The following is a 21,059-nucleotide window of genomic DNA, read 5'->3' as shown; positions in this document are numbered from 1 at the left end:
ACGATCACAAAAGTGCTAGCTGCGCGCCAGTTTCTCCGCCAGCAGCGCCAGCGTTCTGAGCTGTTGTGCCAGATCTTCACGATCGGCCTGCCGTGCGGCGCGCGGCGCGGTGGAATGACGCACGACCAACGTAACGGGAAGTTGTTCCTGCCAGCGTTCGTCGTGATGGTCAGGTGCCATCAGCCACTCCACGCTGCGCTCACCGGCCTCGCGGAACGCCTGCCGAACGGTGGTGAGCGGAGGTGAAAACCACGCGCTGTCAGCCGTATCATCAAACCCGACAACCGAGATCTGCCCCGGTACCGCAACGCCTTTTTCCGCACAGGCGCGTAAAACGCCAAGCGCCATCTGATCGTTAGCGACGAGGATCGCCTCCGGCAGCTGCGCGCCCGCCAGGAGCTGATGCCCTTTCTCATAGCCCGAGGCCGCGCTCCAGTCGCCCTGCGCCACCGCAAACGCCTCCACGCCGGCCCGGGCCAGCGTGGTTTTCCATCCCGCCAGACGAGCCCGGGCAGAGACAGAACTTTCCGGCCCGGCGAGCAGCGCAATTCGCTGGTGCCCCAGCGAAAGCAGATGCTCTGCCCCCAGGCCAGCGCCCTGTTCGGCATTGAAAACAAGGCTGTTAACCCGAGCTGTGGGGGAAACATCGAGAAAAAGAACCGGGGTCGGCGAGGCCATTTCCTGAAGCATTTCTGCCTGTGCATCTTCCAGCGGAACGTTCACCAGCAGCGCCTCCACGCGCTGCGCCAGTAATTCCTGCAAAGCAGCCTGACACTGCGCGGGTTGCTCCACCATGGAGATGAGTACGCTAGCCCCCTGCTCCACTGCCCGGGATTTTACAGCTGAGGCGATTTGCGACGGCGCATGCAGCGCCAGATCGCTGGTCATTAGCCCCAGCGTGCGGGTACGTTTCCCGGCCAGCTGCTGCGCGCCACGGTTAGGCACATAGTGTAGCGCCGCCATGGCCTGCCGGACCTTTTCCCGCGTACGGGCAGAAACGTGTTCTGCGTCGTTAATCACCCGGGAAACGGTCTGATAGGAAACGCCCGCCATGCGGGCAACGTCATAAAGAGTGATCGCTTTCATACATTCTGGCGTCGTAAAAAGAGAAGTCTCTATTCTGACACAGTTACGCCATCATAGCCTGTGAGCGCTTCGCAAAATTAAACAATCCGCTCCGGCCGCGCGGCTTTCTGAATGCGCGGTCCCTGACGAAACCACGGCAAACAGAGCTGGATCAGCGGGCCGATGGTTAATGCATACAGTACGGTTCCAACGCCAAACGCTCCCCCGAGGAGGTAGCCGACGATCAACACGGTCACCTCGATCGCGGTACGCACGCTGCGGATCGACCAGCCCAGCCGGGCATGTATGCCGGTCATCAGACCGTCGCGCGGGCCTGCGCCAAAACCCGCGCCGATATACATCCCGGTGGCAAGGGCGTTAACCACAATGCCGGAAACCAGCAGGGTGATGCGCACGGGCAGCGAGGTGAGCTCAGGGATCAGCGTCATTGACGCATCTGCCGCCAGACCAATACAAATCACATTACTGATAGTGCCCAGCCCCGGCAGCTGACGCAGCGGGATCCACAGCAGCAGCACCGCGGCCCCGGTTAAAATAATCACCGTGCCAATGCTCATCCCGGTCTGGATAGCGACGCCAAGGTGAAAGACATCCCACGGGTCGACACCCAGATCCGAACGAATAAACATCGCGGTTGAAAGCCCGTACAGGCCTAAACCGACATAAAGTTGTACCAGACGACGTACCATTTTCTCTTCTCCGAAGAACCAGGTTCCATCTTCGTTGAAAATGGCACTATGATTAATGTCCAGTTTTCAAATAGTGGACTGCATATGTCATCACGTCGTTTTGGAAGCCAGTCTCTGGTACGCCTGTTAGGGCACTGGCAGCAAGCCTCTTCCCGCACCCCGCTGTGGCGCCAGCTGGCTGACGCGTTACGCCTGTTAATTCTGGATGGCAGGCTGGCGCTAAACACACGCCTGCCCGGAGAGCGGGAACTGGCCGCCGCGCTGAGCGTAAGCCGCACCACCATCAGCAGCGCGCTGGCGCATCTGCGGGAGGAGGGTTATCTGGAGAGCCGTCACGGCAGCGGTTCGCGGGCGATCCTGCCAGACAGCCGCGCCGTGCCCACGCTTTCCACTGCCAGCGCGGCGCTGGATCTCTCAACCGCCGCGCTCAACGCGGGGCCAGAGATCCACCAGGCCTACGCCCACGCGCTAACGGCCATCACGCCGAATCTGGCGCTGACCGGGTACGATCAGCTTGGGCTTCCGGCGCTACGTGAAGCTATCGCCGCCCGCTACACCGCACGCGGTCTCCCCACCCGGGCAGACGAAGTGATGGTAGTGAACGGCGCCGTCAGCGGCTTTGCCCTGATCTTAAGAATGATGACTGGCCCCGGGGATCGCGTGGTGGTGGATCATCCCACTTACCCGCTGGCGATAGCCGCTATTCAGGGGGCACTATGCCGGCCCGTGGGCGTCTCGCTGCCTGAAACGGGCTGGGATACCGACGGTTTTGCCGCAACGCTTGCCCAGACCGCCCCGCGTCTGGCCTATCTGATGCCGGATTTTCATAATCCGACCGGGCGTTGCATGGATGCCGCGACGCGCCAGACCATAACCGACATCGCCGCGCAAACCCGCACCACGCTGGTGGTGGATGAAACCATGGTCGATCTCTGGTTCGATGCTCCCCCGCCGCCGCCGCTCGCCGCCTTTAACCCGGAGGCCACGGTGATGACGCTGGGTTCCGCAGGCAAAAGCTTCTGGGGTGGGCTGCGTCTCGGCTGGATCCGCGCCTCGTCACGCACTATCGCCACCCTCGCGCAGACGCGCGACACGCTGGATCTGGGCTCTCCGGTGCTGGAACAGCTGGCCACGCTGTGGCTTATCGAAAACAGTGAAACCTTCCTGCCTGCCCGGCGGCAAATGCTGGCAGAACGGCGCGACCGCTGCGGCCAGATGCTGCGGGAACATTTCCCCGAATGGCGGTTTCAGGAAGCGGAGGGAGGGCTTTCATATTGGATTGAGTTACCCGGCATGCTGGCGACGCAACTGGCGGCACGCGCCGAAACGACAGGCATCATTATGGGCACCGGCACGCGCTTTGGGCTTTCAGGCGCGTTTGACCGCTACCTGCGAATGCCCTTCTCACTCAGTCCGCCAGAACTTGAAGAGGCATTATTGCGGATCAAACCGCTGTGGCGTGCATTAAATAAAAGTGTAGCGCCAGTAAAACGGAGCCTGGTGTAAATTATTTGCCAGAAACAATAAAAACTGCTGACTGTAACGCATGCAGTCAGCAGTTTTCATGAAGAACAGCTTAATGTTGAGGAGGAATCGGGAAGCCTTTCAGCGAAATAATGAAATTATCCCCTTCTTTCTTTATTTTTGCACCGGTATCACACCAGTCAGACGCAATTCGAAAGAACTCATCACTTCCTACATTCCAGCCAAGACGAACATGTTTCACGTAGCCGGAACGTAACAGATTGCAGGCCTCGTTGTAGTCACTGGCAGTCGATAGTTGTTGTTTCATTTTCTCTTCTTCAGAAGTTTACGTAGTGCTTTGATTTCTTTAGGAGTAAATGGAGTTACGCTCTCTTCTTCCGTATGCTGATTATCAACATCCTCTTCCGATACTCCCGCCTCTTCTACTGCTTCAAATGCCAGCAGCAGCAGTTTCTCTGTGGTCACGCTTAAATTCTCATTATTGTCTTCCGCATAGTGGCGAAGTCTTTCTTTTAGCGCTTCATCAATTTTAACGTTTAAAACCGCAGTAACCATGATTGTCACATCCTTTCGGAACACGTGTTTAATTTAATACACGAAGATAAGTTTGTTATCCAGATATATATTTTTTAGCTTATGACAGAATAAAGGCATCCGAAAATAAAATGACAGTCTATTATTACAGGTTTATGACATTATTATTTCAGTTAAATGAAGACTGTATTACAGAAAATACAATAGACACATAATTTAGAAGGTTTATTCAGGGGAACGACTGGAGAGGAGCACAAATGGGTGGGGGCCCTGCCAGCTACATCCCGGCACCCACGTCGTCTGCCCTGGCTGCTTCCTTCCGGACCTGACCTGGTGAACAGAGTAGCGTTGCGGGAGAACCAACAGAGCCCCCATTGAGAGCGTTGATAACCAACGCGCTGGCGCATTATCCCTGTGGAGCACCTCAATTGCAAGCCGCTGGCAATCGGATGCTGGATTATTGCGCAAACTGCCCCGACAATCTTCTTTATCTTCGTATAACATTACCCTTCGCTGATTTCCCGCAGGAGAAACAATGGACGAACATGACACTTTCCCACAGCGAGTGTGGCAAATCGTGGCTTCGATTCCGGAAGGCTGTGTCACGACCTATGGGGAAGTCGCCCGGCTGGCGGGTTCTCCGCGTGCGGCGCGTCAGGTAGGCGGCGTCCTAAGGAGACTACCGGAAGGAAGCACGTTACCGTGGCACCGGGTCGTCAATCGCCATGGCGCCATTTCCCTCACCGGGCCGGACTTGCAGCGCCAGCGTCAGGCATTACTCTCAGAAGGGGTGCAGGTGTCCGGGGCAGGACAGATTGATATGCAGAAGTATCGCTGGGAGTACTGACGCCCTCTCCCGTCAACATGGAGAGGGCGAGAGAAAATTACATCTGTGTTGGCGGTGTAGGCAGAGTCGGCTGATTGGTCTGCGTTGCAACAGGTACTTCAGTTTGCTGCACCGGTACCAGGGTCAGGTCGATTTTGGTGCCACCTTTGTTGACCGCTTCCTGCACGGTATCGGTGATAAAGACCAGTTTATCGTTGATCGTTACCGCCGCGCTCAGGAGGATACGCGCATTGGGTTGCACGTCAGACGGGTTGTACGGCAGCACAAAGCTGAACGGCGCCTGTTTACCCTCTGTACGAACCGCGCGCTGCGCAAGCACTTTGGACGGCGCATCCGCCAGGGAAGCATCAGACAGCGTGACCGTTAAAACCGCATCCGGCGGCAGCGCAACCTTCTGTTTGATCCAGATCGTACCGGAAACATTTGGCTGCTGAATAGCTTGCTGTGAAAGGGTGTTAATCCCGTTTGCGCTTGCTGTTGGCACCGGTACATCGGCACTCTTACCAGCACAGGCGGACAACGCTACCGCAATTGCTACACCACTGAGCATAGGCACGAGTTTCATTGAAGTCTCCTTATCATCAATGCACCAGCGGGATCGATCCCATCTGATGTCGTTTTATTCACACAACGAATACAAGTGTGGCACAAATCACGGATTTATGCCTAATTTCGTCCGGATATTAAGATTATTCTACCCATCGGACCACTTTCATTTCTGGGTTATACTCAGCGTATCTTTCGCCACGGCGTTTATTGAGGACCACTATGAGTCAGGCACTGAACAATCTGCTGACATTGCTGAACCTGGAAAAAATAGAAGAAGGGCTATTTCGCGGACAGAGCGAAGATTTAGGCTTACGCCAGGTTTTTGGCGGCCAGGTCGTGGGGCAAGCGCTGTATGCCGCCAGGGAGACCGTCCCGGCAGACCGTCTGGTGCACTCGTTTCACAGCTACTTTTTACGCCCCGGTGACAGCGCTAAACCGATTGTTTACGACGTGGAAGTTCTGCGTGACGGTCAAAGCTTCAGCGCCCGTCGCGTGGCGGCCATCCAGCATGGGAAACCCATCTTCTACATGACCGCCTCGTTCCAGGCGCCAGAGCCGGGCTATGAGCATCAAAAAACGATGCCGCCTGCCCCGTCTCCGGACGATCTGAAATCAGAAACCGAAATTGCCCGCGCACTCGCGCATCTGCTGCCGCCGCAGGTAAAAGAGAAGTTTCTGTGCGATAAACCGCTGGAGATCCGCCCGGTCGAATTTCATAACCCAATGAAGGGGCATACCGCTGAGCCCGCCCGCCAGGTGTGGATCCGCGCCAACGGCAGCGTACCGGCAGATTTACGCGTGCATCAGTACCTGCTGGGGTATGCGTCAGATTTCAACTTCCTGCCGGTTGCGCTACAGCCGCACGGCGTGGGCTTCCTCGAAAAAGGGATGCAGGTCGCCACGATTGACCATTCCATGTGGTTCCACCGTCCGTTCGATATGAATGAATGGCTGCTTTACAGCGTGGAAAGTACCTCTGCGTCCAGCGCGCGCGGCTTTGTACGCGGGGAGTTTTACACTCAGGATGGCGTGCTGGTGGCTTCTACCGTTCAGGAAGGTGTGATGCGCAATCGCGGGTGATGTAAAAAGCCCGGTAGCGCTGCGCTTACCGGGCCTGCGAATTATGCTTTTTCAGGCCGGGTAAGGCGAAGCCGCCGCCCGGCAAAGCACTCAAATTATGCGTTATAGGCATTCTCGCCGTGGCTGTTGACGTCCAGACCTTCGCGCTCCTGCTCTTCTGGTACGCGCAGCCCCACGGTCATATCGGCCAGCTTGTAGCCGATAAAGGCCACAACGCCCGACCAGACAACGGTGATCGCGATACTTTCCAGCTGCACCAGCACCTGATGTCCCATGGTCACGCCTTCTGCGTAACCCACACCGCCCAGAGATTGGGCAGCAAAGATACCGGTCATGATACAGCCAACGATGCCGCACACACCGTGTACGCCGAATACGTCACACGGATCGTCAACGCGCAGAACACGTTTCAGTGCGGTAACGCCCCACAGCCCCGCCAGACCTGCGACGATACCGATCAGCAGCGCACCGCCCACGCCCACGTAACCGCACGCTGGCGTAATACCTACCAGACCGGCAATCGCCCCGGAACAGGCACCCAGCAGCGATGGCTTGCCGCGAACGGCCCACTCGCCAAATACCCATGAGAGGATAGCGCCGGCGGTTGCCACAACGGTATTCACGAAGGCCAGCGCGGCGATTTCGTTAGCGGCGCTGGCTGAACCTGCGTTGAAGCCGAACCAGCCAAAATAGAGGATGGCGGTGCCGGTAAAGACCATCGGCAGGTTGTGCGGCTTGAATGCTTCCTTCCCGAAGCCCACGCGCTTGCCAATCAGGTAGGCGCCTACCAGGCCTGCTACCGCGGCGTTGATGTGCACAACGGTACCGCCCGCAAAGTCCAGCGCGCCATGGGAAGCCAACAGACCACCGCCCCAGACCATATGCGCAATCGGGATATAGGAGAGCGTCAGCCAGACCACCACGAAAATCAGTACCGCAGAGAAGCGGATACGCTCAGCCAGTGCGCCCACAATCAGCCCCACGGTGATGCAGGCGAATGAGCCCTGGAACGCGACATGAATATACTGATAAAAGCTGCCCATCACCGCGGTCAGTTCGATATTTTTCAGCATCGCCCAGTTAACGTTGCCGAAGAAGGCGTTGCCCTCCCCGAAGGCCAGCGAGTAACCGTAAACCACCCACAGCACGCACACCAGCGCGAACGTGACGGCAACCTGCGTCAGCATGGAGAGTACGTTCTTGCCGCGGATCAGGCCGCCGTAAAACAGCGCGATCCCCGGAATCGTCATGAACAGCACCAGCGCGGTGCAAATCATCATAAAGGCGTTATCGGCTTTGTCTGCCACAGCAGGTGCAGCCATTGCCAGGCCCGGCAGCAGTGCCAGCGAACCCAGACCTGTTTTCATTGTTGCTTTCTTCATTTTCTCGATCCCTATCACTGTGTGCCAGGAGTTACTTACAACGCCGCTTCGTCAGATTCGCCGGTACGGATGCGAATGACGCGCTGTAGTTCGGCAACGAAAATTTTGCCGTCGCCAATTTTTCCGGTGTAGGCCGCTTTGCTGACGACATCAATCACCTCATCAAGCTGATCGTCGGCAATCGCCACATCAATCTTCACTTTTGGCAGGAAGTTAACGCTGTATTCCGCCCCGCGATAAAGCTCGGCATGACCTTTCTGACGCCCAAAGCCTTTCACTTCGGTGACAGTCAGTCCCTGAATACCCATGGAAGACAGCGCTTCACGCACGTCTTCGAGTTTGAATGGTTTGATTACCACCGTAACCAGCTTCATATATCCCCTCCAGTCAGAATTCGGTAATGGCCGCAGCTAACACGAGAGGGATATTGCAAAGGGTGTGCCAGAAGTGAAAGGTGAGGAGGAAAGCAACGCGGCGCGCATGCGCCGGGAAGAGGTGAAAAAAAACGCACCATGGCAGTGCAGGGTGCGTTTCAGTTTTGCACCAACGGTTAAGACTGTTAGCGCATTGCCTTGTTATGGTGCATCAGGCGCTGAGTGACTCTTCCTCACGCACGCTGGCGGCCAGCTCGTCGCCTGCCAGCTGCAACTGATACATCTGCCAGTAGCGTCCTTTTGCCTCAAGCAGCGCTCTGTGCGTCCCCCGTTCAACGGCCTGACCACGGTGCAGCACCAGAATAGTATCGGCATCGACGATCGTTGACAGGCGGTGGGCGATCACCACCAGCGTAGTGCGATCCCGCACGGCAGCCAGCGCCTGCTGGATCGCCTGCTCGGTACCGGAGTCAATGCTTGCTGTCGCTTCATCCAGAATTAACACCTGCGGCGTCTCAATCAGCACGCGCGCCAGCGCCAGAAGTTGCTTTTGCCCGACGGAGAGGTTATTGCCCTGCTCGCCCAGCCGGGTATTGATCCCCTCGCTTAACCCGCGCGCCAGATCCGCCAGCTGCACCGTTTCCAGCACCTCCCACACCTGCTCAGGGGTGAAAGGTCGTCCCAGCGTCACGTTGGCATAAAAGGTATCCGCCAGTACCACCGGATCCTGCTGCACCATCGCGACGCCCTTACGCAACGCGTTGTGGCTAAGCGAGGAAAGGGGCCGTCCGTCCAGACGGATCTCCCCCTGCGTCAACGGATAGTAGCCCATCAGCAAACTGGCGAGCGTGCTTTTGCCGCTACCGGTATGCCCAACCAGGGCGACAAAACCGCGCGACGGTACCTCGAGGTTGATATCCTGCAAGACAAGCTGGTCGTCGCGGTAGGCAAACGAGACATGATCAAACGCGATAGATCCACTTTCCAGCGGGCGTTCGTCATCGCCATAGGTCTGACGCGGCCTGTCCATCAGCTCGAATACACGCTCGCCCGCGACCACTGCCTGTTGCAGCATCGATTGCTGCGTGGTGAGTTCAATCAGCGGTTCGTTAAGGCGTCCAAGGTAGCTGATAAATGCGTACAGCACCCCCACCTCGATGGTTCCGCGCGTCGTCAGGCCAAACAGCATCAACAGCCCGCACAGTACCAGCGCTGAGAAGAGGCTCAGCAGCGGGCGTAACAGGAAGCCATCCAGACGTAACGTCTGCATCCGCGCCATATAGTGTGAGCGGCTGGCTTCCCCCATTCGCTCGCCAAAACGCGCCTGCTGGCGAAACTGCTGGATAACGCTCATGCCGTTGATCACTTCGTTGAAGCCATCATTGATATCTGCGAGGTAAGCGCGCACGCGACGAACAATCGGCGTGCTGTAGCGCTGGTAAATCACCATCACAATCAGCACCGCCGGGAAAATAGCGATCGCCACCAGCGCCATACGCCAGTCCAGGCTGAACATCGCCACCAGCATCGCGCCAATTAACGCGGCACTGCGCAGAACCGTTGCGACAACGGTTACATAGAGGTCGCGGATCACCTCGGTGTCATTGGTAACGCGCGAAATAACCTGCCCGACCGGCTGAGTATCAAACTCGCTCAGCGGCTGGCGCAGCGCGGCATCCATCACATCCGTGCGAAGCTGCTGGACCACGCCCACGGCGGCCCGGTTAAACAGCAGCGACTGCGCATAGTGCAGCCCCGCCGCCGTCAGCTGTAGCCCGACATACGCCACTCCCAGCCCAGCCACCAGCCCCAGCGGCAGATAGCTTTTCGCCACCATGTTATCGATAAAATAGCTGATAAGCAGCGGACCGGTCACCTCCGCTATCGCGGCGATCCACAGCAACAGCACGGCGATGGAAAGCGGTTTGCGCCACGGTGAGCCATAGGCCAGCAGCCGTTTTAACGTCGGCCACATCTGTCCAAACTTACGCATCGGCGACCTCCTCATCCAGCGCGGCTTCAAGCTGTTGATAGCGGTACATATCCCGATACCACCCGGTCTGCCCGGCAAGCTGCTCATGCTGACCACGCTGAGCAATATGCCCGTGCTGAAGCACCAGAATTTCACTGGCTTCGGTTAGGGCCGACAGACGGTGCGCGCTGATGATGACCGTACGCCCCTCCCCCCACTGGCGAAGGTTATGCAAAATTTGATGTTCAGTACGCCCGTCAACCGCGGACAGCGCATCATCCAGTATCAGGATCTCAGCGTCCAGCAGCAGCGCGCGGGCAATAGAGATACGCTGTTTTTGTCCGCCGGAGAGCATAACGCCCCGCTCACCCACTTCCGTGTCGTAGCCCTGCGGCAGGCGCAGAATATCCTCGTGGACGCTGGCCAGACGCGCCACGTGCTCGATCTGGTCCTGTGTCGCCGTCGGACACCCGAGCGCGATATTGTTGGCAATGGTGTCTGAAAACAAAAACGGCGTCTGGCTGACAACCGCCAGGCGGCTGCGCCAGTCATCCAGCAGCAGACGTGGCAGCGGGATGTCGTGGAAACGGATATCGCCTTCGCTCACGTCAAAATGGCGCTGAATCAGTGACAGAATGGTGCTTTTACCGGAGCCCGTCGGGCCGCAGATGCCCAGCATCTGACCAGGACGCAGCGTGAAACTGACGTTCTCAAGCACCGGATGTTCCGTTTGCGGGTAAATAAAGGCGCGGATATCAGCCTTGAGAATACCCGGACCTTCCGGTACCGGCTCGCTGCCATCGTTCACGACCGGCACTTCCGCCAGCATGGCGCGGATACGGCTGTAAGCGGCGCTCCCGCGTTCAACGATATTAAACATCCAGGCCAGCGCCAGCATCGGCCAGATCATCAGCCCAAGGTACATCGCAAAGCTGGTTAACTGCCCGAGAGTCATCGTGCCTCGCACCACCATCCAGCTGCCGCCGCCCACCGCCAGCAGGTTCGCCATGCCAATCGCAACATAAATTGTTGGATCGAAACGGGCATCAATACGCGCCACGCGCATGTTTTTCGCGCCGGTATCGGCGGCGTCGGCGGCAAACAGCGCGGACTGGCGGTCTTCCAGACCAAACGCTTTGATCATGCGGATGCTGGTCATGCTCTCCTGAGTGCGATCGTTCAGCGACGAGAACGCCGCCTGCGCCAGCTTGAAGCGTTCATGGAGCTGCTCGCCGTAGCGGTTAATTGCCAGCGCCATCAGCGGCATCGGCAGCAGCGCCAGCAGCGTGAGCTCCCAGCTAATTTGCGTAGACATGACAATCAATACCGCACAGCCCATCACCAGGGAATCCACCAGCGTTAACACCCCTTCACCGGCGGCAAACACCACGCGGTCTACATCGTTAGTGGCGCGGGCGATGAGATCCCCGGTACGGTGACGCAGATAAAACTCAGGGTGCTGGCGGCTCAGCTGGCGATAAAAGTCCTCGCGCAACTCAACGGCAAGCTGATAAGACGCGCCGAACAGCAGCACGCGCCAGACATAACGCAGCAGGTAAACCACCACGGCCGTCAGCACCAGCGTACCGACCCACATCATCACCCGTGCGGCGGTGTAATGTTGTTCCGTAACGCCATCCACGACGTAGCCCACCACTTTGGGCGGGATCAGTTGCAGAATGGCAATGATAATAAGCAGGGCCACCGCGCCGAGGTAGCGTTGCCACTCCCGACGAAAGTACCAGCTTAATTGGGCAAATAATCGCACGCGGTCTTTTCCTGAAGGTATTTTAAGAAGTTATTCAATGGGTAACGCTGTGGTGTATTTAATCTGTTCCATGGCGAAACTGGAGGTGACATCGGACAAGCCCGGTACGCTATTGACCAGCCGCTTGTAGAAATCATCGTAGCGCTTCATGTCTGCCACCTGAACGCGCATCAGATAGTCGTATTCTCCCGCCATACGCCAGAAGCCGAGCACCTCGGGCATGTCGGAAACCTGGGTGACGAAGCGGCAGTACCATTCGCTACTGTGATGCTGCGTTTTTATCAGGACGAAGGCGGTCAGTCCAAGCCCCAGTTTTTCGGGGTCCAGCAACGCCACTCGTCCCAGCAGAATGCCATCATCTTCCAGCTTCTTGAGGCGCTTCCAGCACGGTGTGGTGGTCAGATTAACGGCATCTGCCAGCGCCTGCAAAGAGAGGGTGCAGTCGCTTTGCAGCAAAGAAAGCAGCTTACGGTCAATTTTATCTAACATAGCCACCTCGAAGAGAAAATTATTCTCCTTACATTCTATTTTAAAGGTCAGATAGCAACAATTTTTTCTGTGCTTTTCGCTATGCTGGGCACAAAATGACAAACGGATAACTACGATGAATAGCACCTGGGTTAAACATGCCATCAGCGAAATAAATGCCGACTATCAGCGCTCGGCAGACACCCACTTGATCCGCCTGCCTCTGCCCGGATTTCCCGGCATTCAACTTTACCTGAAGGATGAAAGCACCCATCCTACCGGCAGCCTGAAGCATCGCCTGGCGCGTTCACTCTTTTTATACGGTTTATGTAACGGCTGGATTAAAGAAGGCACCACGATTATTGAATCGTCGTCCGGATCAACTGCCGTCTCCGAAGCCTACTTTGCCCGCCTGTTGGGTCTGCCGTTTATCGCCGTAATGCCTTCCTGCACGGCGAAACGTAAAGTCGAACAGATCGAATTTTACGGCGGACGCTGCCACTTTGTGGAAAGCGCCTGCGAGATCTATTCGGCCTCCGAAATGCTGGCCCGCGAACTGAATGGTCACTATATGGACCAGTTTACCTTCGCCGAGCGCGCCACCGACTGGCGCGGCAACAATAACATTGCGGACAGCATTTTCCGCCAGATGACCCACGAGCCGCATCCTGTCCCCACTTACATTGTCATGAGCGCGGGCACGGGCGGAACCTCCGCCACCATCGGACGTTATATCCGCTGTCAGGGTTATGATACGCAGCTGATGGTGGTTGACCCGCAAAACTCGGTGTTCCTCGATTACTGGCAATCCCGCGATGCCAGCCTGCGCAGCCCCGTGGGGAGCAAGATCGAAGGGATTGGTCGCCCGCGCGTCGAACCCTCGTTCATTCCGGACGTTGTGGATGAGATGCTCCGCGTGCCGGACGCCGCCAGCGTCGCGACGGCGCACTGGCTGGAGACACAGCTTGGCCGTAAAGTCGGGGCTTCCACCGGCACCAATATGTGGGGCGCGCTACAGCTGGCCGCGAGGATGCGCGAAGAAGGCCGTACCGGCTCTGTCGTCACGCTGCTGTGCGACAGCGGGGAGCGCTACCTGGACACCTATTACAACGCAGAATGGGTACAGGCCAATATTGGCGATGTAGAACCGTGGAAAGCGCAGATTTCGCAGCTGGTGAAATAAAAAAAAGCCAGGCTTTAGCCTGGCTTGCTGGAAGGGTCTCACTATTCGGGGGAATATGGGAGGTTATTTTTGTCCAGCCAATGCGTCAAAAAATGGGACACCGCTTCGTTACGACAGTGTCCGATAACCGGTAAATGCGGGAGCGCGGCGATAAGTTGCGGCATCGCGTTCCCCATAATCAGCCCACGGCCCACGCTGCTCAGCATCTCGTGGTCGTTCATGGCGTCACCAAAGGCCATACAGTCCTGCATCGTCAGCCCCAGATGATCGCTTAGCAGCGCCAGCGCAGATCCTTTGTTACAGCCCACCGGCAGCACTTCCAGGCAGTCCACCGCCGAGAAAGTCAGGTGCGCCCGGTCGCCCAGCGCCTCGTTAAGCTGAATACGCAGACGGCAGAGATCGTCGTGATCGCCACAGAAGCAGATCTTGGTCACCTTGTGTGCCGGAATGCGGCGCAAATCGATAAGCTGATATTTAAAGCCGCTGTAAACGTGAGCGTGCAGCAAGGCCGGGATCTCACGCCCGGTAAACCAGCCTTCATCGTTGAAAACATGCACGCTGGCCTGCGTATCCCAGGTGCTGTGCAGGACAATGTCCGCCACTTGCGGGTTCAGATCCTGACGGTGCAGTACATCGCCATCGACGGAGTGAATGCGCGTCCCGTTGCCGGTGATCAGGAACGCATCGAGGGCAAATGTCCCCAGCAGATGGCGCATCTCCAGCACATGACGACCAGTGGCAAACGTCAGGGTGACTTCACGCTCGCGCAGGCGCTTAAGTGTGTTCAGGGTTTTCTCCCCTAAACGGTGATCCGGCATTAACAGCGTGCCGTCCATATCAAATGCAGCGAGCCGAGCCATGATTACTCCCGAAATGTGATGCGGTTAACTTGTGCATCAGTATTACGTGAGATATACGGAAGTAATAGTGAATAGATGATAATTATTGTTCCGGGTTTTTCATGCGCCAGCTTAATCGTCTTAACCAGTATCAGCGTCTGTGGCACCCCTCCGCCGGCGCACCGCAGCAGGTGACCATCAGCGAGCTTGCCAGCCGCTGCTTTTGCAGCGAGCGACATGTTCGCACCCTGCTGCGCCAGGCGCAGGAGGCGGGCTGGTTAAGCTGGCACGCCCGCTCCGGACGAGGTAAGCGTGGGGAATTACGCTTTCACGTCACCCCGGACTCGTTGCGTAATACGATGATGGAAGAGGCCCTGAAAAGTGGACAGCAGCACAACGCGCTGGAACTGGCCCAGCTCGCGCCTGAAGATTTGCGATCGCTGCTGCATCCGTTTATGGGCGGGCAGTGGCAGAACGATACGCCGACGCTGCGTATTCCCTACTATCGCTCGCTGGAGCCGCTTCAGCCGGGGTTTCTCCCTGGCCGGGCGGAGCAGCATCTGGCGGGACAGGTATTCTCTGGTTTGACGCGTTTTAATGGAAACAGCAGTGAACCCACGGGCGATCTGGCGCATCACTGGGAAGTCTCTGCTGACGGCCTGCGCTGGCATTTCTACATTCGCTCCACCCTGCACTGGCATAACGGCGATAAAATAGAGACGGCACAGCTCCGGCAAAGCCTGACGGCGCTGTTATCGCAGCCCGGCATGGGCACGCTTTTCCGCAGCGTCTTACGTATCGAAACCACGCATCCGCAGTGCCTGACGTTTATTCTCCATCAACCTGACTACTGGCTGGCGCACAGGCTGGCAACCTACTGTAGCCGTCTGGCGCATCCCTATTACCCCGTGGTGGGCAGCGGTCCCTTTCGGCTGAGCGTTTTTGAGCCTGAACTGGTGCGTCTGGAAAGCCACGAGCAGTATCACCTTGGCCATCCGTTGCTTAAGGCTATCGAGTACTGGATCACGCCCCAGCTTTTTGACTACAGTCTGGGCACCAGCTGTCGCCACCCGGTGCAAATCGCCATTGGCGAGGCCGACGAGCTGGCCAGCCTGCGGCTGGTGAGTAACAGCACCAGTCTGGGTTTCTGCTACCTCACGCTGAAACAGAGCCCGCGTCTGAGCGAACTTCAGGCAAAGCGGCTGATTAATATCATTCATCTCTCAACGCTGCTGCACACGCTTCCCCTGAACGAAGGGCTCATCACCCCTACCGAGGAACTGCTTCCCGGCTGGGCGATCCCCCAATGGCCTGATTTAACCGACGTTGCGCTGCCAGAGGCATTGACGCTGGTCTACCACCTGCCGGTTGAGCTTCACACCATGGCCAGCCAGTTAAAAGCATACCTTGCGCGGCAGGGTTGTGAATTGACCGTCATCTTTCACGACGCCAAAACGTGGGACGGGTGCCAGCAGCTTGCCGATGCAGACATCATGATGGGAGACAGACTGATTGGCGAAGCGCCAGCGTACACGCTTGAGCAGTGGCTCCGCTGCGATGCGCTCTGGCCGCATCTGCTGAGCGCACCGGCATACGCCCATTTGCAGGCCACGCTGGATGCGGTGCAGACGCAGGCCGACGAGCGTGACCGACACGCAGGACTTCAGGCTATATTCAGCCGGTTAATGGAGTCAGCCGTCCTGACGCCGCTCTTTAACTACCAGTATCAAATCAGCGCGCCTCCGGGCGTCAACGGCATACGCCTTAACACTCGCGGCTGGTTTGACTTCACCGAAGCCTGGCTTCCTCCCCCAAACGCGTGAAGAAGCTGGTCGCCGCTTTAGCCAGGCGTTAACATGACGCTTTTACTGTAACTGTCGAGATGATCTATGAAACGTGCCGTCGTCGTGTTCAGCGGAGGACAAGATTCCACCACCTGCCTGATTCAGGCGCTTCACCAGTATGATGAAGTGCACTGCGTCACTTTTGATTATGGTCAGCGTCATCGCGCTGAAATCGATGTCGCTCGTGAACTGGCTCTCAAACTGGGCGCCCGCGCTCATAAAGTGCTGGACGTCACGCTGTTGAATGAACTGGCCGTCAGCAGCCTCACCCGCGACAGCATTCCGGTGCCTGATTACGAACCGGATGCCAGCGGCATTCCGAACACCTTCGTACCGGGCCGCAACATTCTCTTCCTGACCCTGACGGCGATCTATGCCTACCAGGTGAAAGCCGAAGCGGTGATCACGGGCGTGTGTGAGACGGACTTCTCTGGCTACCCGGACTGTCGGGATGAATTCGTGAAAGCACTCAATCACGCCGTCGATCTGGGAATGGCAAAAGAGACCCGCTTCGAAACGCCGCTGATGTGGCTGGATAAGGCTGAAACCTGGGCGCTCGCCGACTACTGGGGCAAGCTGGATGTTGTTCGCAACGAGACCCTGACCTGCTACAACGGCATTAAAGGGGACGGCTGCGGGCAGTGTGCCGCCTGTAACCTGCGCGCGAACGGTCTGAATCATTACCTTGCGGATAAAGCGGGCGTGATGGCCGCAATGCAGAAAAAGACCGGGCTGAAATAAGGGCTACCTGACCGTGCTGTCGAACAGTTTTACACCGGCAGCACGGGTGATCTTCATCAGTGTAGTCAGCGTTGGGTTACCATTTTCGGACAGGGTGCGGTATAGCTGCTGACGTGAAAGCCCCGCTTTGGCTGAAATCTCTCCGATACCGCCGCGCGCTTCGATAACGCGTCTGAGGGCAATCAAATAGGCTGGGATCCCCTGGTCTTCGTAAATTTCATCCAGTGCAATTTGCAGATAGAGTTGCGCGTAAGAAGGATTTTTGCGCAGCATTTTGACTACAGCTTCATCATGGCTGACGGTACTTGAGAATTTTCGCTCACTTTTGCTCATGGGGTTTATCCTTATGATGATCTTTCCAGTAGTCTATTGCCAGCATCACATCCGCTTTCTGGCTCTTTTTGTCACCGCCGATCAGCAATAATAAGATTTCCCGATGCTGGACTGCAAAATAGACTCGATAACCGGGACCACAATCAACCTTCAACTCCCAGACACCCTCTCTGAGATAACGGTAATCGCCAAAATTCCCCTTCTCCGCGCGGTCGATTCGCAGAAGGATCCGAAACGCCAGCTCCGGATCCTTTCGTCTCAACTTTGCTACCCAATCCTCAAACGGTATTTTTCCGTCGCGGGTTCGGTAACGTTTAACAACGTAGTCCCTGTTCATGATTTTATCCCTGAAAACCCTTTTTGTCTTTTATAAAAGACAAAAATTTACGCGATCATCAGCTCCAGCTTTTCGCGCAACTCCCCTTCCAGCGGCAACGCTTTCTGGGTTTTGAGATCGATACAGACAAAAGTGATCAGCGCATCGGCCACCACCTGCCCTTCTGGCTCCAGCGTAACGACCTGGCTCAATACACCACTTTTGCCATTCAGTTGTTGGACCTCACTCGTCACGGTGAGCACATCCCCCAGCACAGCCGGGCGGCGGTAGTTAATGTTGATGTTGACGACCACAAACGCGATGTTGTGTGCGGTCAGCCACTGGAAGCTTTCGCTGTTCTCCAGGCCGTCCCAGCGCGCCTCTTCAAGAAATTCAAGGTAGCGGGCGTTATTGACGTGCTGGTAAACATCGAGGTGATAACCACGGACTTTGATTTGTGTCTGCATAGCGCAATAGCCTTTAGTTGTTATAGGTTCAGAGGTCATAACTGGTATGACCTCTTTATCCTGGCAAATTTTTGCCGCAGTGCAAGTGATTACGCGATTACAGCGTCAGGTGTGCGAGATTGCGCTCAACCAGCGCGCTGCCCATACCCGGCACCTGCTTGAGATCGTCAAGGGTTTTGAAAGGACCATACTCTTCACGATAGCTGACGATGGCCTGCGCTTTTTTGAGGCCCACGCCATTCATTACGCGGGCAAGATCGTCCGCAGAGGCAGTATTGATACTGACCCGCGTACCCTCGACCTCAATGGCTTTCGTGCTGGCCGTCGCGTTGGCTTTAACCTGACCTTGTGACGTTGCATCGGCCTGAGTTTGTGCAGCCTGGGCTTTAGCCGAGGGGGACGCCGCCAGCGCGCCCGCACTCATCCCGGAAGTGGCAATCGCCAGGGTAATTAACAGTGCTTTGATTCCACATTTCATGCTGTTTTCTCCTTGTTTGTTGACAGCCACGCCACGATAACCGCACGTGAAAACCGGGACAAACAGCAGATTGCAGAAATGGAAAAGGCCGCGAAAGCGGCCTTTAGTTTTTGCAGAGCGTTACGAAAATCTGCGAGCAGATACGTAATTATTGCTCCTGAGTGACCACATCACCCAGCTTGATTTTGGCTTCTTTACGCAGGTTGCTCATCAACGCTTCGAAAGCAATCTGGGCATTGTTCTGGGTAATTCCCTGAACCATGGCCTTCTTCTGCGCGTCTGGCAGCGTGCCGGCTTTCACTTCATCCAGCGCCAGAACCACCACGTTACCCTGCATATCGGTCGTGGTGCCAAAGACAGGTTTGTCTTTCGCCGGCAGGCTCAGGCCAAAGGCCGCCTGGCTGACAGGATCCTGACCGGTACGGCTCAGCGTTTTTGCTTCGCCAAAGCTCAGGCCAGCCGCTTTCAGCGCATCGTTCTTACCGGCTTTCAGGTCGGCCAGAATTTTCTCTGCATCCAGTTTTGCCTGCTGTGCCGCTTTGTTGTGTTTGACCAGCGCCACCACCTGATCTTTCACTTCCGCCAGGGGCTTCACTGCCTCGGCTTTGTGCTCGCTGACGCGCAGTACGAACGCTCGGTCACCATCAACGGTAATGATGTCTGAGTTGCTGCCCGGCGTACCGTTCTCACCGACCAGACCACCATTGAAAATGGCATCTGAAACTGGTTTGAAGTTCAGTTCTTCCGGCAGGTTTTCGTGGCTGAACCAGCCCGTCTCAACCGCTTTAACGCCAGCAGCCTGCTCAGCGCCCGCCAGTGATTCGTTGTCATTGCTTGCGGCATCGCTCACTTTCTGTTGCAGAGCATAGAAGGCGTCCAGCGCTTTCTCCTGCTTCACTTTCGCGGCGATATCATCACGAACGTCAGCCAGCGGCTTGGTTTTCGCCGCCACAACATCGTCCAGACGCGCCACCAGGAAACCAACGGAGGATTTGATTACACCAGACAGTTGGCCTTTCTCTTTCAGGCCTGCATTTTTCAGCTCGTCCGGGGTAGTAGACTCTTCCAGCCAGCCCATATCACCGCCGTTTTTGGCAGAAATAATGTCGGTGGATTTTGCTTTCGCTAAGGTGGCGAAATCAGCGCCTTTGTTCAGCTCGTCCAGCACGGCTTTCGCTTCTGCTTCCGTTTTGGTCTGGATCACGCTGTAACGGTTACGCTGCGGCTGAGTGAACTGATCCTGATGCTGGTCGTAATAAGACTGGATCTCGGCGTCAGTCGCGTTTTCCTGCATTGCAGCTGCATCCAGCTTGATATAGCTTACGCGGAACTGTTCCGGAGAGATGAAGTTGTTCTTGTTTTGCTCGTAGTAAGCATTAACTTCAGCGTCACTGACCTGCTGTTTCGCTGCCAGTGCGTTGACATCAATTGTCGCTTCACGCACCACGCGTTGCTGCGCCACCAGTGCCGCCAGCTCTTCAGTTTCGCCTTTCAGCATGAAATCGGTGCCCACCACCGCGTTGATCAGCTGTTGCGTGGTCAACTGGTTACGCAGCGCCTGAGCGTACTGGTCAGCCGTCATACCCATCTGGTTAACAATGCTGTTGTAACGCGCGTTGTCGAACTTCCCATTAGACTGGAAAGCCTGCGTTGAGAAGATGGCTTTTTTAACCTGCTCATCGCTGATGCCCAGACCGAGGCTTTTCGCGTACTGATCCAGCAGCGCCTCGTCAATAAGGCGGTTCAGCGTCTGCTGACGCAGGTTTTTCATATAGCCTTCGTTGGCTGCAAGTTCAGAGTATTGGTCGCCCAGCTGTTGCTGCATGCGGTTACGTTCACCAGCAAAAGCGTTCTCGAACTGCCCACGGCTAATTTCCTGGCCATTCACTTTTGCGGCGTAGTTCGCGCCACCGCCGATGAGGTAACTACTCACACCGGTCAATATGAACGACACGATAATGATACCGAAAATAATCTTGAGCACGAGACTGTTAGCAGCCGTGCGTAAGCTGTCCATCATGGTGTAACAACACTCCGCTGTAGGTGACTGGTTACCTGACGCTGACGGAAAATCCTGACCGTCGCGCGTAAAGGCGTATTGTGACAAGAAAACAGGGCAATTGTCAGCCCACAACTCGCATAAACTCGCACAAATCAGGTCTGGACAAACAAAAAAGGCACATCAAACGATGCGCCCTTGTACTTTTCAGCTTCCCTGGAGCGGGAAAGCAATCAGTTTACTGCGTCTTTCAGCGCTTTACCTGCACGGAAACCCGGCACTTTAGCGGCAGCAATGGTGATCTCTTTGCCGGTCTGAGGGTTGCGGCCAGTACGGGCTGCACGCTCTTTAACCGCAAAAGTACCGAAGCCTACCAGTGCAACGTCGTCCCCAGCTTGCAGAGATTCAGTAACAGAAGCAATTAAAGCATCTAAAGCACGTCCCGCTGCAGCTTTAGAAATATCAGCACCCGCAGCAATTTTGTCAATCAGTTGAGATTTATTCACTGTTCTCTTCCTCTCTTTATAATTTATATCGCACCTGAATCCTTCACAGCGCGACCGCGCAGCAGTTATATCAGTCCTGCTATGACCTTACAACACCCGTTGTTGATGGCTAACCCAAT

The 21,059-nt window shown here is 56.3% G+C and carries 23 protein-coding genes and 1 other RNA gene; 6 read left to right on the top strand and 18 right to left on the bottom strand.

Annotated features, from left to right (window positions below):
- Positions 1-15: 15 nt before the first annotated feature.
- Both ACOTW6_RS03605 and ACOTW6_RS03600 read right to left on the bottom strand, forming a co-directional pair.
- Entirely contained in the window at positions 16-1,086 is a 1,071-nt protein-coding gene (locus tag ACOTW6_RS03605; protein ID WP_062932285.1) for a LacI family DNA-binding transcriptional regulator, read from the bottom strand.
- Positions 1,087-1,163: 77 nt separating this feature from the next.
- Positions 1,164-1,775 carry a YczE/YyaS/YitT family protein gene (locus ACOTW6_RS03600; RefSeq protein WP_062932286.1) on the bottom strand — a complete coding sequence of 204 codons (612 nt, stop codon included), beginning with the start codon at positions 1,773-1,775 and terminating at the stop codon, positions 1,164-1,166.
- Positions 1,776-1,859: 84 nt separating this feature from the next.
- On the opposite strand from ACOTW6_RS03600, the gene ACOTW6_RS03595 reads away from it, so the two are divergent.
- Entirely contained in the window at positions 1,860-3,281 is a 1,422-nt protein-coding gene (locus ACOTW6_RS03595) for a PLP-dependent aminotransferase family protein (RefSeq protein ID WP_062932287.1), read from the top strand.
- 70 nt (positions 3,282-3,351) lie between these two features.
- On the opposite strand, the gene ACOTW6_RS03590 is transcribed toward ACOTW6_RS03595, so the two are convergent.
- The 3 genes from ACOTW6_RS03590 to ffs form a co-directional block, all read right to left on the bottom strand.
- Entirely contained in the window at positions 3,352-3,567 is a 216-nt protein-coding gene (locus ACOTW6_RS03590; protein ID WP_015571263.1) for a hypothetical protein, read from the bottom strand.
- Positions 3,564-3,815, bottom strand: coding sequence for a hypothetical protein (locus tag ACOTW6_RS03585; RefSeq protein ID WP_006809862.1), 252 nt, complete (start codon positions 3,813-3,815; stop codon positions 3,564-3,566). Before ACOTW6_RS03585 ends, ACOTW6_RS03590 begins: the two co-directional genes overlap by 4 nt.
- 247 nt (positions 3,816-4,062) lie before the next feature.
- Positions 4,063-4,159, bottom strand: an RNA gene (ffs, locus tag ACOTW6_RS03580) — signal recognition particle sRNA small type.
- Between the two features lie 170 nt (positions 4,160-4,329).
- Between ffs and ACOTW6_RS03575 the strand changes: the two genes are divergently transcribed.
- Positions 4,330-4,641: an MGMT family protein gene (locus tag ACOTW6_RS03575; RefSeq protein ID WP_003859016.1), complete on the top strand. Its 312-nt coding sequence runs from the start codon at positions 4,330-4,332 to the stop codon at positions 4,639-4,641.
- A 37-nt stretch (positions 4,642-4,678) separates the two neighbouring features.
- On the opposite strand, the gene ACOTW6_RS03570 is transcribed toward ACOTW6_RS03575, so the two are convergent.
- The gene (locus ACOTW6_RS03570; RefSeq protein WP_006809864.1) at positions 4,679-5,206 is read right to left on the bottom strand and encodes a YbaY family lipoprotein; all 528 of its coding nucleotides are present in this window, start codon (positions 5,204-5,206) and stop codon (positions 4,679-4,681) included.
- Positions 5,207-5,409: 203 nt separating this feature from the next.
- Here ACOTW6_RS03570 and tesB point away from each other — a divergent pair, with 203 nt between their 5' ends.
- Positions 5,410-6,270 (top strand): acyl-CoA thioesterase II, encoded by an 861-nt coding sequence (gene tesB / locus ACOTW6_RS03565; protein WP_062932288.1) that lies wholly within the window; start codon positions 5,410-5,412, stop codon positions 6,268-6,270.
- A 95-nt stretch (positions 6,271-6,365) separates the two neighbouring features.
- Here tesB and amtB read toward each other — a convergent pair whose 3' ends face one another.
- From amtB to ACOTW6_RS03540, 5 genes are all read right to left on the bottom strand, one after another.
- The gene (amtB, locus tag ACOTW6_RS03560) at positions 6,366-7,652 is read right to left on the bottom strand and encodes an ammonium transporter AmtB (RefSeq protein ID WP_022650485.1); all 1,287 of its coding nucleotides are present in this window, start codon (positions 7,650-7,652) and stop codon (positions 6,366-6,368) included.
- A 35-nt stretch (positions 7,653-7,687) separates the two neighbouring features.
- Positions 7,688-8,026 carry a P-II family nitrogen regulator gene (gene glnK / locus ACOTW6_RS03555; RefSeq protein WP_006809867.1) on the bottom strand — a complete coding sequence of 113 codons (339 nt, stop codon included), beginning with the start codon at positions 8,024-8,026 and terminating at the stop codon, positions 7,688-7,690.
- A 211-nt stretch (positions 8,027-8,237) separates the two neighbouring features.
- Complete coding sequence (locus ACOTW6_RS03550; RefSeq protein ID WP_062932289.1) at positions 8,238-10,019, bottom strand: SmdB family multidrug efflux ABC transporter permease/ATP-binding protein; 1,782 nt, start codon at positions 10,017-10,019, stop codon at positions 8,238-8,240.
- Complete coding sequence (locus tag ACOTW6_RS03545; protein ID WP_062932290.1) at positions 10,012-11,766, bottom strand: SmdA family multidrug ABC transporter permease/ATP-binding protein; 1,755 nt, start codon at positions 11,764-11,766, stop codon at positions 10,012-10,014. Before ACOTW6_RS03545 ends, ACOTW6_RS03550 begins: the two co-directional genes overlap by 8 nt.
- Before the next feature lie 30 nt (positions 11,767-11,796).
- Entirely contained in the window at positions 11,797-12,255 is a 459-nt protein-coding gene (locus ACOTW6_RS03540) for an Lrp/AsnC family transcriptional regulator (protein WP_015571267.1), read from the bottom strand.
- Between the two features lie 115 nt (positions 12,256-12,370).
- Here ACOTW6_RS03540 and ACOTW6_RS03535 point away from each other — a divergent pair, with 115 nt between their 5' ends.
- A complete protein-coding gene (locus tag ACOTW6_RS03535) occupies positions 12,371-13,417 on the top strand; it encodes a PLP-dependent cysteine synthase family protein (RefSeq protein WP_213788939.1) in 1,047 nt (348 codons plus the stop codon).
- Between the two features lie 41 nt (positions 13,418-13,458).
- Here ACOTW6_RS03535 and cof read toward each other — a convergent pair whose 3' ends face one another.
- Entirely contained in the window at positions 13,459-14,277 is an 819-nt protein-coding gene (cof, locus tag ACOTW6_RS03530; protein WP_213788940.1) for an HMP-PP phosphatase, read from the bottom strand.
- Positions 14,278-14,378: 101 nt separating this feature from the next.
- Between cof and ACOTW6_RS03525 the strand changes: the two genes are divergently transcribed.
- Both ACOTW6_RS03525 and queC read left to right on the top strand, forming a co-directional pair.
- A complete protein-coding gene (locus ACOTW6_RS03525) occupies positions 14,379-16,079 on the top strand; it encodes an SgrR family transcriptional regulator (protein WP_062932292.1) in 1,701 nt (566 codons plus the stop codon).
- Between the two features lie 66 nt (positions 16,080-16,145).
- Positions 16,146-16,841 (top strand): 7-cyano-7-deazaguanine synthase QueC, encoded by a 696-nt coding sequence (queC, locus tag ACOTW6_RS03520; protein WP_045142053.1) that lies wholly within the window; start codon positions 16,146-16,148, stop codon positions 16,839-16,841.
- A gap of 3 nt (positions 16,842-16,844) precedes the next feature.
- Here queC and ACOTW6_RS03515 read toward each other — a convergent pair whose 3' ends face one another.
- The 6 genes from ACOTW6_RS03515 to hupB all read right to left on the bottom strand — a co-directional run bounded on the left by ACOTW6_RS03515 (position 16,845) and on the right by hupB (position 20,940).
- Positions 16,845-17,174, bottom strand: coding sequence for a DNA-binding protein (locus ACOTW6_RS03515; protein WP_062932294.1), 330 nt, complete (start codon positions 17,172-17,174; stop codon positions 16,845-16,847).
- Positions 17,161-17,511, bottom strand: coding sequence for a type II toxin-antitoxin system RelE/ParE family toxin (locus ACOTW6_RS03510; RefSeq protein ID WP_062932295.1), 351 nt, complete (start codon positions 17,509-17,511; stop codon positions 17,161-17,163). The genes ACOTW6_RS03515 and ACOTW6_RS03510 overlap by 14 nt, the downstream gene beginning before the upstream one ends.
- A gap of 47 nt (positions 17,512-17,558) precedes the next feature.
- Positions 17,559-17,957, bottom strand: a complete 399-nt coding sequence (locus tag ACOTW6_RS03505; RefSeq protein ID WP_017694410.1) for a YbgC/FadM family acyl-CoA thioesterase — start codon at positions 17,955-17,957, stop codon at positions 17,559-17,561.
- 97 nt (positions 17,958-18,054) lie between these two features.
- The gene (locus ACOTW6_RS03500; protein ID WP_062932296.1) at positions 18,055-18,435 is read right to left on the bottom strand and encodes a helix-hairpin-helix domain-containing protein; all 381 of its coding nucleotides are present in this window, start codon (positions 18,433-18,435) and stop codon (positions 18,055-18,057) included.
- Between the two features lie 148 nt (positions 18,436-18,583).
- Positions 18,584-20,455 (bottom strand): peptidylprolyl isomerase, encoded by a 1,872-nt coding sequence (gene ppiD, locus ACOTW6_RS03495; RefSeq protein ID WP_045142051.1) that lies wholly within the window; start codon positions 20,453-20,455, stop codon positions 18,584-18,586.
- A gap of 212 nt (positions 20,456-20,667) precedes the next feature.
- A complete protein-coding gene (gene hupB / locus ACOTW6_RS03490; protein WP_002444653.1) occupies positions 20,668-20,940 on the bottom strand; it encodes a nucleoid-associated protein HU-beta in 273 nt (90 codons plus the stop codon).
- Between the last annotated feature and the right edge of the window lie 119 nt (positions 20,941-21,059).

It is taken from the genome of Enterobacter cloacae complex sp. IR5403 (genome assembly GCF_049238705.1).
GTDB lineage: Bacteria > Pseudomonadota > Gammaproteobacteria > Enterobacterales > Enterobacteriaceae > Enterobacter > Enterobacter hormaechei_C.
The sequence above is the reverse complement of the archived record's forward strand: the minus strand, read 5'-3'. Positions and strand labels throughout refer to the sequence as shown.

Bases quoted from the DNA above. Each gene is read 5' to 3' on its own strand.
- queC (WP_045142053.1), top strand. From the start codon at position 16,146: ATGAAACGTGCCGTCGTCGTGTTCAGCGGAGGACAAGATTCCACCACC.
- ACOTW6_RS03570 (WP_006809864.1), bottom strand. From the start codon at position 5,206: ATGAAACTCGTGCCTATGCTCAGTGGTGTAGCAATTGCGGTAGCGTTG.
- glnK (WP_006809867.1), bottom strand. From the start codon at position 8,026: ATGAAGCTGGTTACGGTGGTAATCAAACCATTCAAACTCGAAGACGTG.
- ACOTW6_RS03505 (WP_017694410.1), bottom strand. From the start codon at position 17,957: ATGCAGACACAAATCAAAGTCCGTGGTTATCACCTCGATGTTTACCAG.
- cof (WP_213788940.1), bottom strand. From the start codon at position 14,277: ATGGCTCGGCTCGCTGCATTTGATATGGACGGCACGCTGTTAATGCCG.
- tesB (WP_062932288.1), top strand. From the start codon at position 5,410: ATGAGTCAGGCACTGAACAATCTGCTGACATTGCTGAACCTGGAAAAA.
- ACOTW6_RS03535 (WP_213788939.1), top strand. From the start codon at position 12,371: ATGAATAGCACCTGGGTTAAACATGCCATCAGCGAAATAAATGCCGAC.
- ACOTW6_RS03525 (WP_062932292.1), top strand. From the start codon at position 14,379: ATGCGCCAGCTTAATCGTCTTAACCAGTATCAGCGTCTGTGGCACCCC.
- ACOTW6_RS03575 (WP_003859016.1), top strand. From the start codon at position 4,330: ATGGACGAACATGACACTTTCCCACAGCGAGTGTGGCAAATCGTGGCT.
- ACOTW6_RS03510 (WP_062932295.1), bottom strand. From the start codon at position 17,511: ATGAACAGGGACTACGTTGTTAAACGTTACCGAACCCGCGACGGAAAA.
- amtB (WP_022650485.1), bottom strand. From the start codon at position 7,652: ATGAAGAAAGCAACAATGAAAACAGGTCTGGGTTCGCTGGCACTGCTG.
- ppiD (WP_045142051.1), bottom strand. From the start codon at position 20,455: ATGATGGACAGCTTACGCACGGCTGCTAACAGTCTCGTGCTCAAGATT.
- ACOTW6_RS03590 (WP_015571263.1), bottom strand. From the start codon at position 3,567: ATGAAACAACAACTATCGACTGCCAGTGACTACAACGAGGCCTGCAAT.
- ACOTW6_RS03550 (WP_062932289.1), bottom strand. From the start codon at position 10,019: ATGCGTAAGTTTGGACAGATGTGGCCGACGTTAAAACGGCTGCTGGCC.
- ACOTW6_RS03605 (WP_062932285.1), bottom strand. From the start codon at position 1,086: ATGAAAGCGATCACTCTTTATGACGTTGCCCGCATGGCGGGCGTTTCC.
- ACOTW6_RS03540 (WP_015571267.1), bottom strand. From the start codon at position 12,255: ATGTTAGATAAAATTGACCGTAAGCTGCTTTCTTTGCTGCAAAGCGAC.
- ACOTW6_RS03585 (WP_006809862.1), bottom strand. From the start codon at position 3,815: ATGGTTACTGCGGTTTTAAACGTTAAAATTGATGAAGCGCTAAAAGAA.
- ACOTW6_RS03600 (WP_062932286.1), bottom strand. From the start codon at position 1,775: ATGGTACGTCGTCTGGTACAACTTTATGTCGGTTTAGGCCTGTACGGG.
- ACOTW6_RS03515 (WP_062932294.1), bottom strand. From the start codon at position 17,174: ATGAGCAAAAGTGAGCGAAAATTCTCAAGTACCGTCAGCCATGATGAA.
- ACOTW6_RS03595 (WP_062932287.1), top strand. From the start codon at position 1,860: ATGTCATCACGTCGTTTTGGAAGCCAGTCTCTGGTACGCCTGTTAGGG.
- ACOTW6_RS03500 (WP_062932296.1), bottom strand. From the start codon at position 18,435: ATGAAATGTGGAATCAAAGCACTGTTAATTACCCTGGCGATTGCCACT.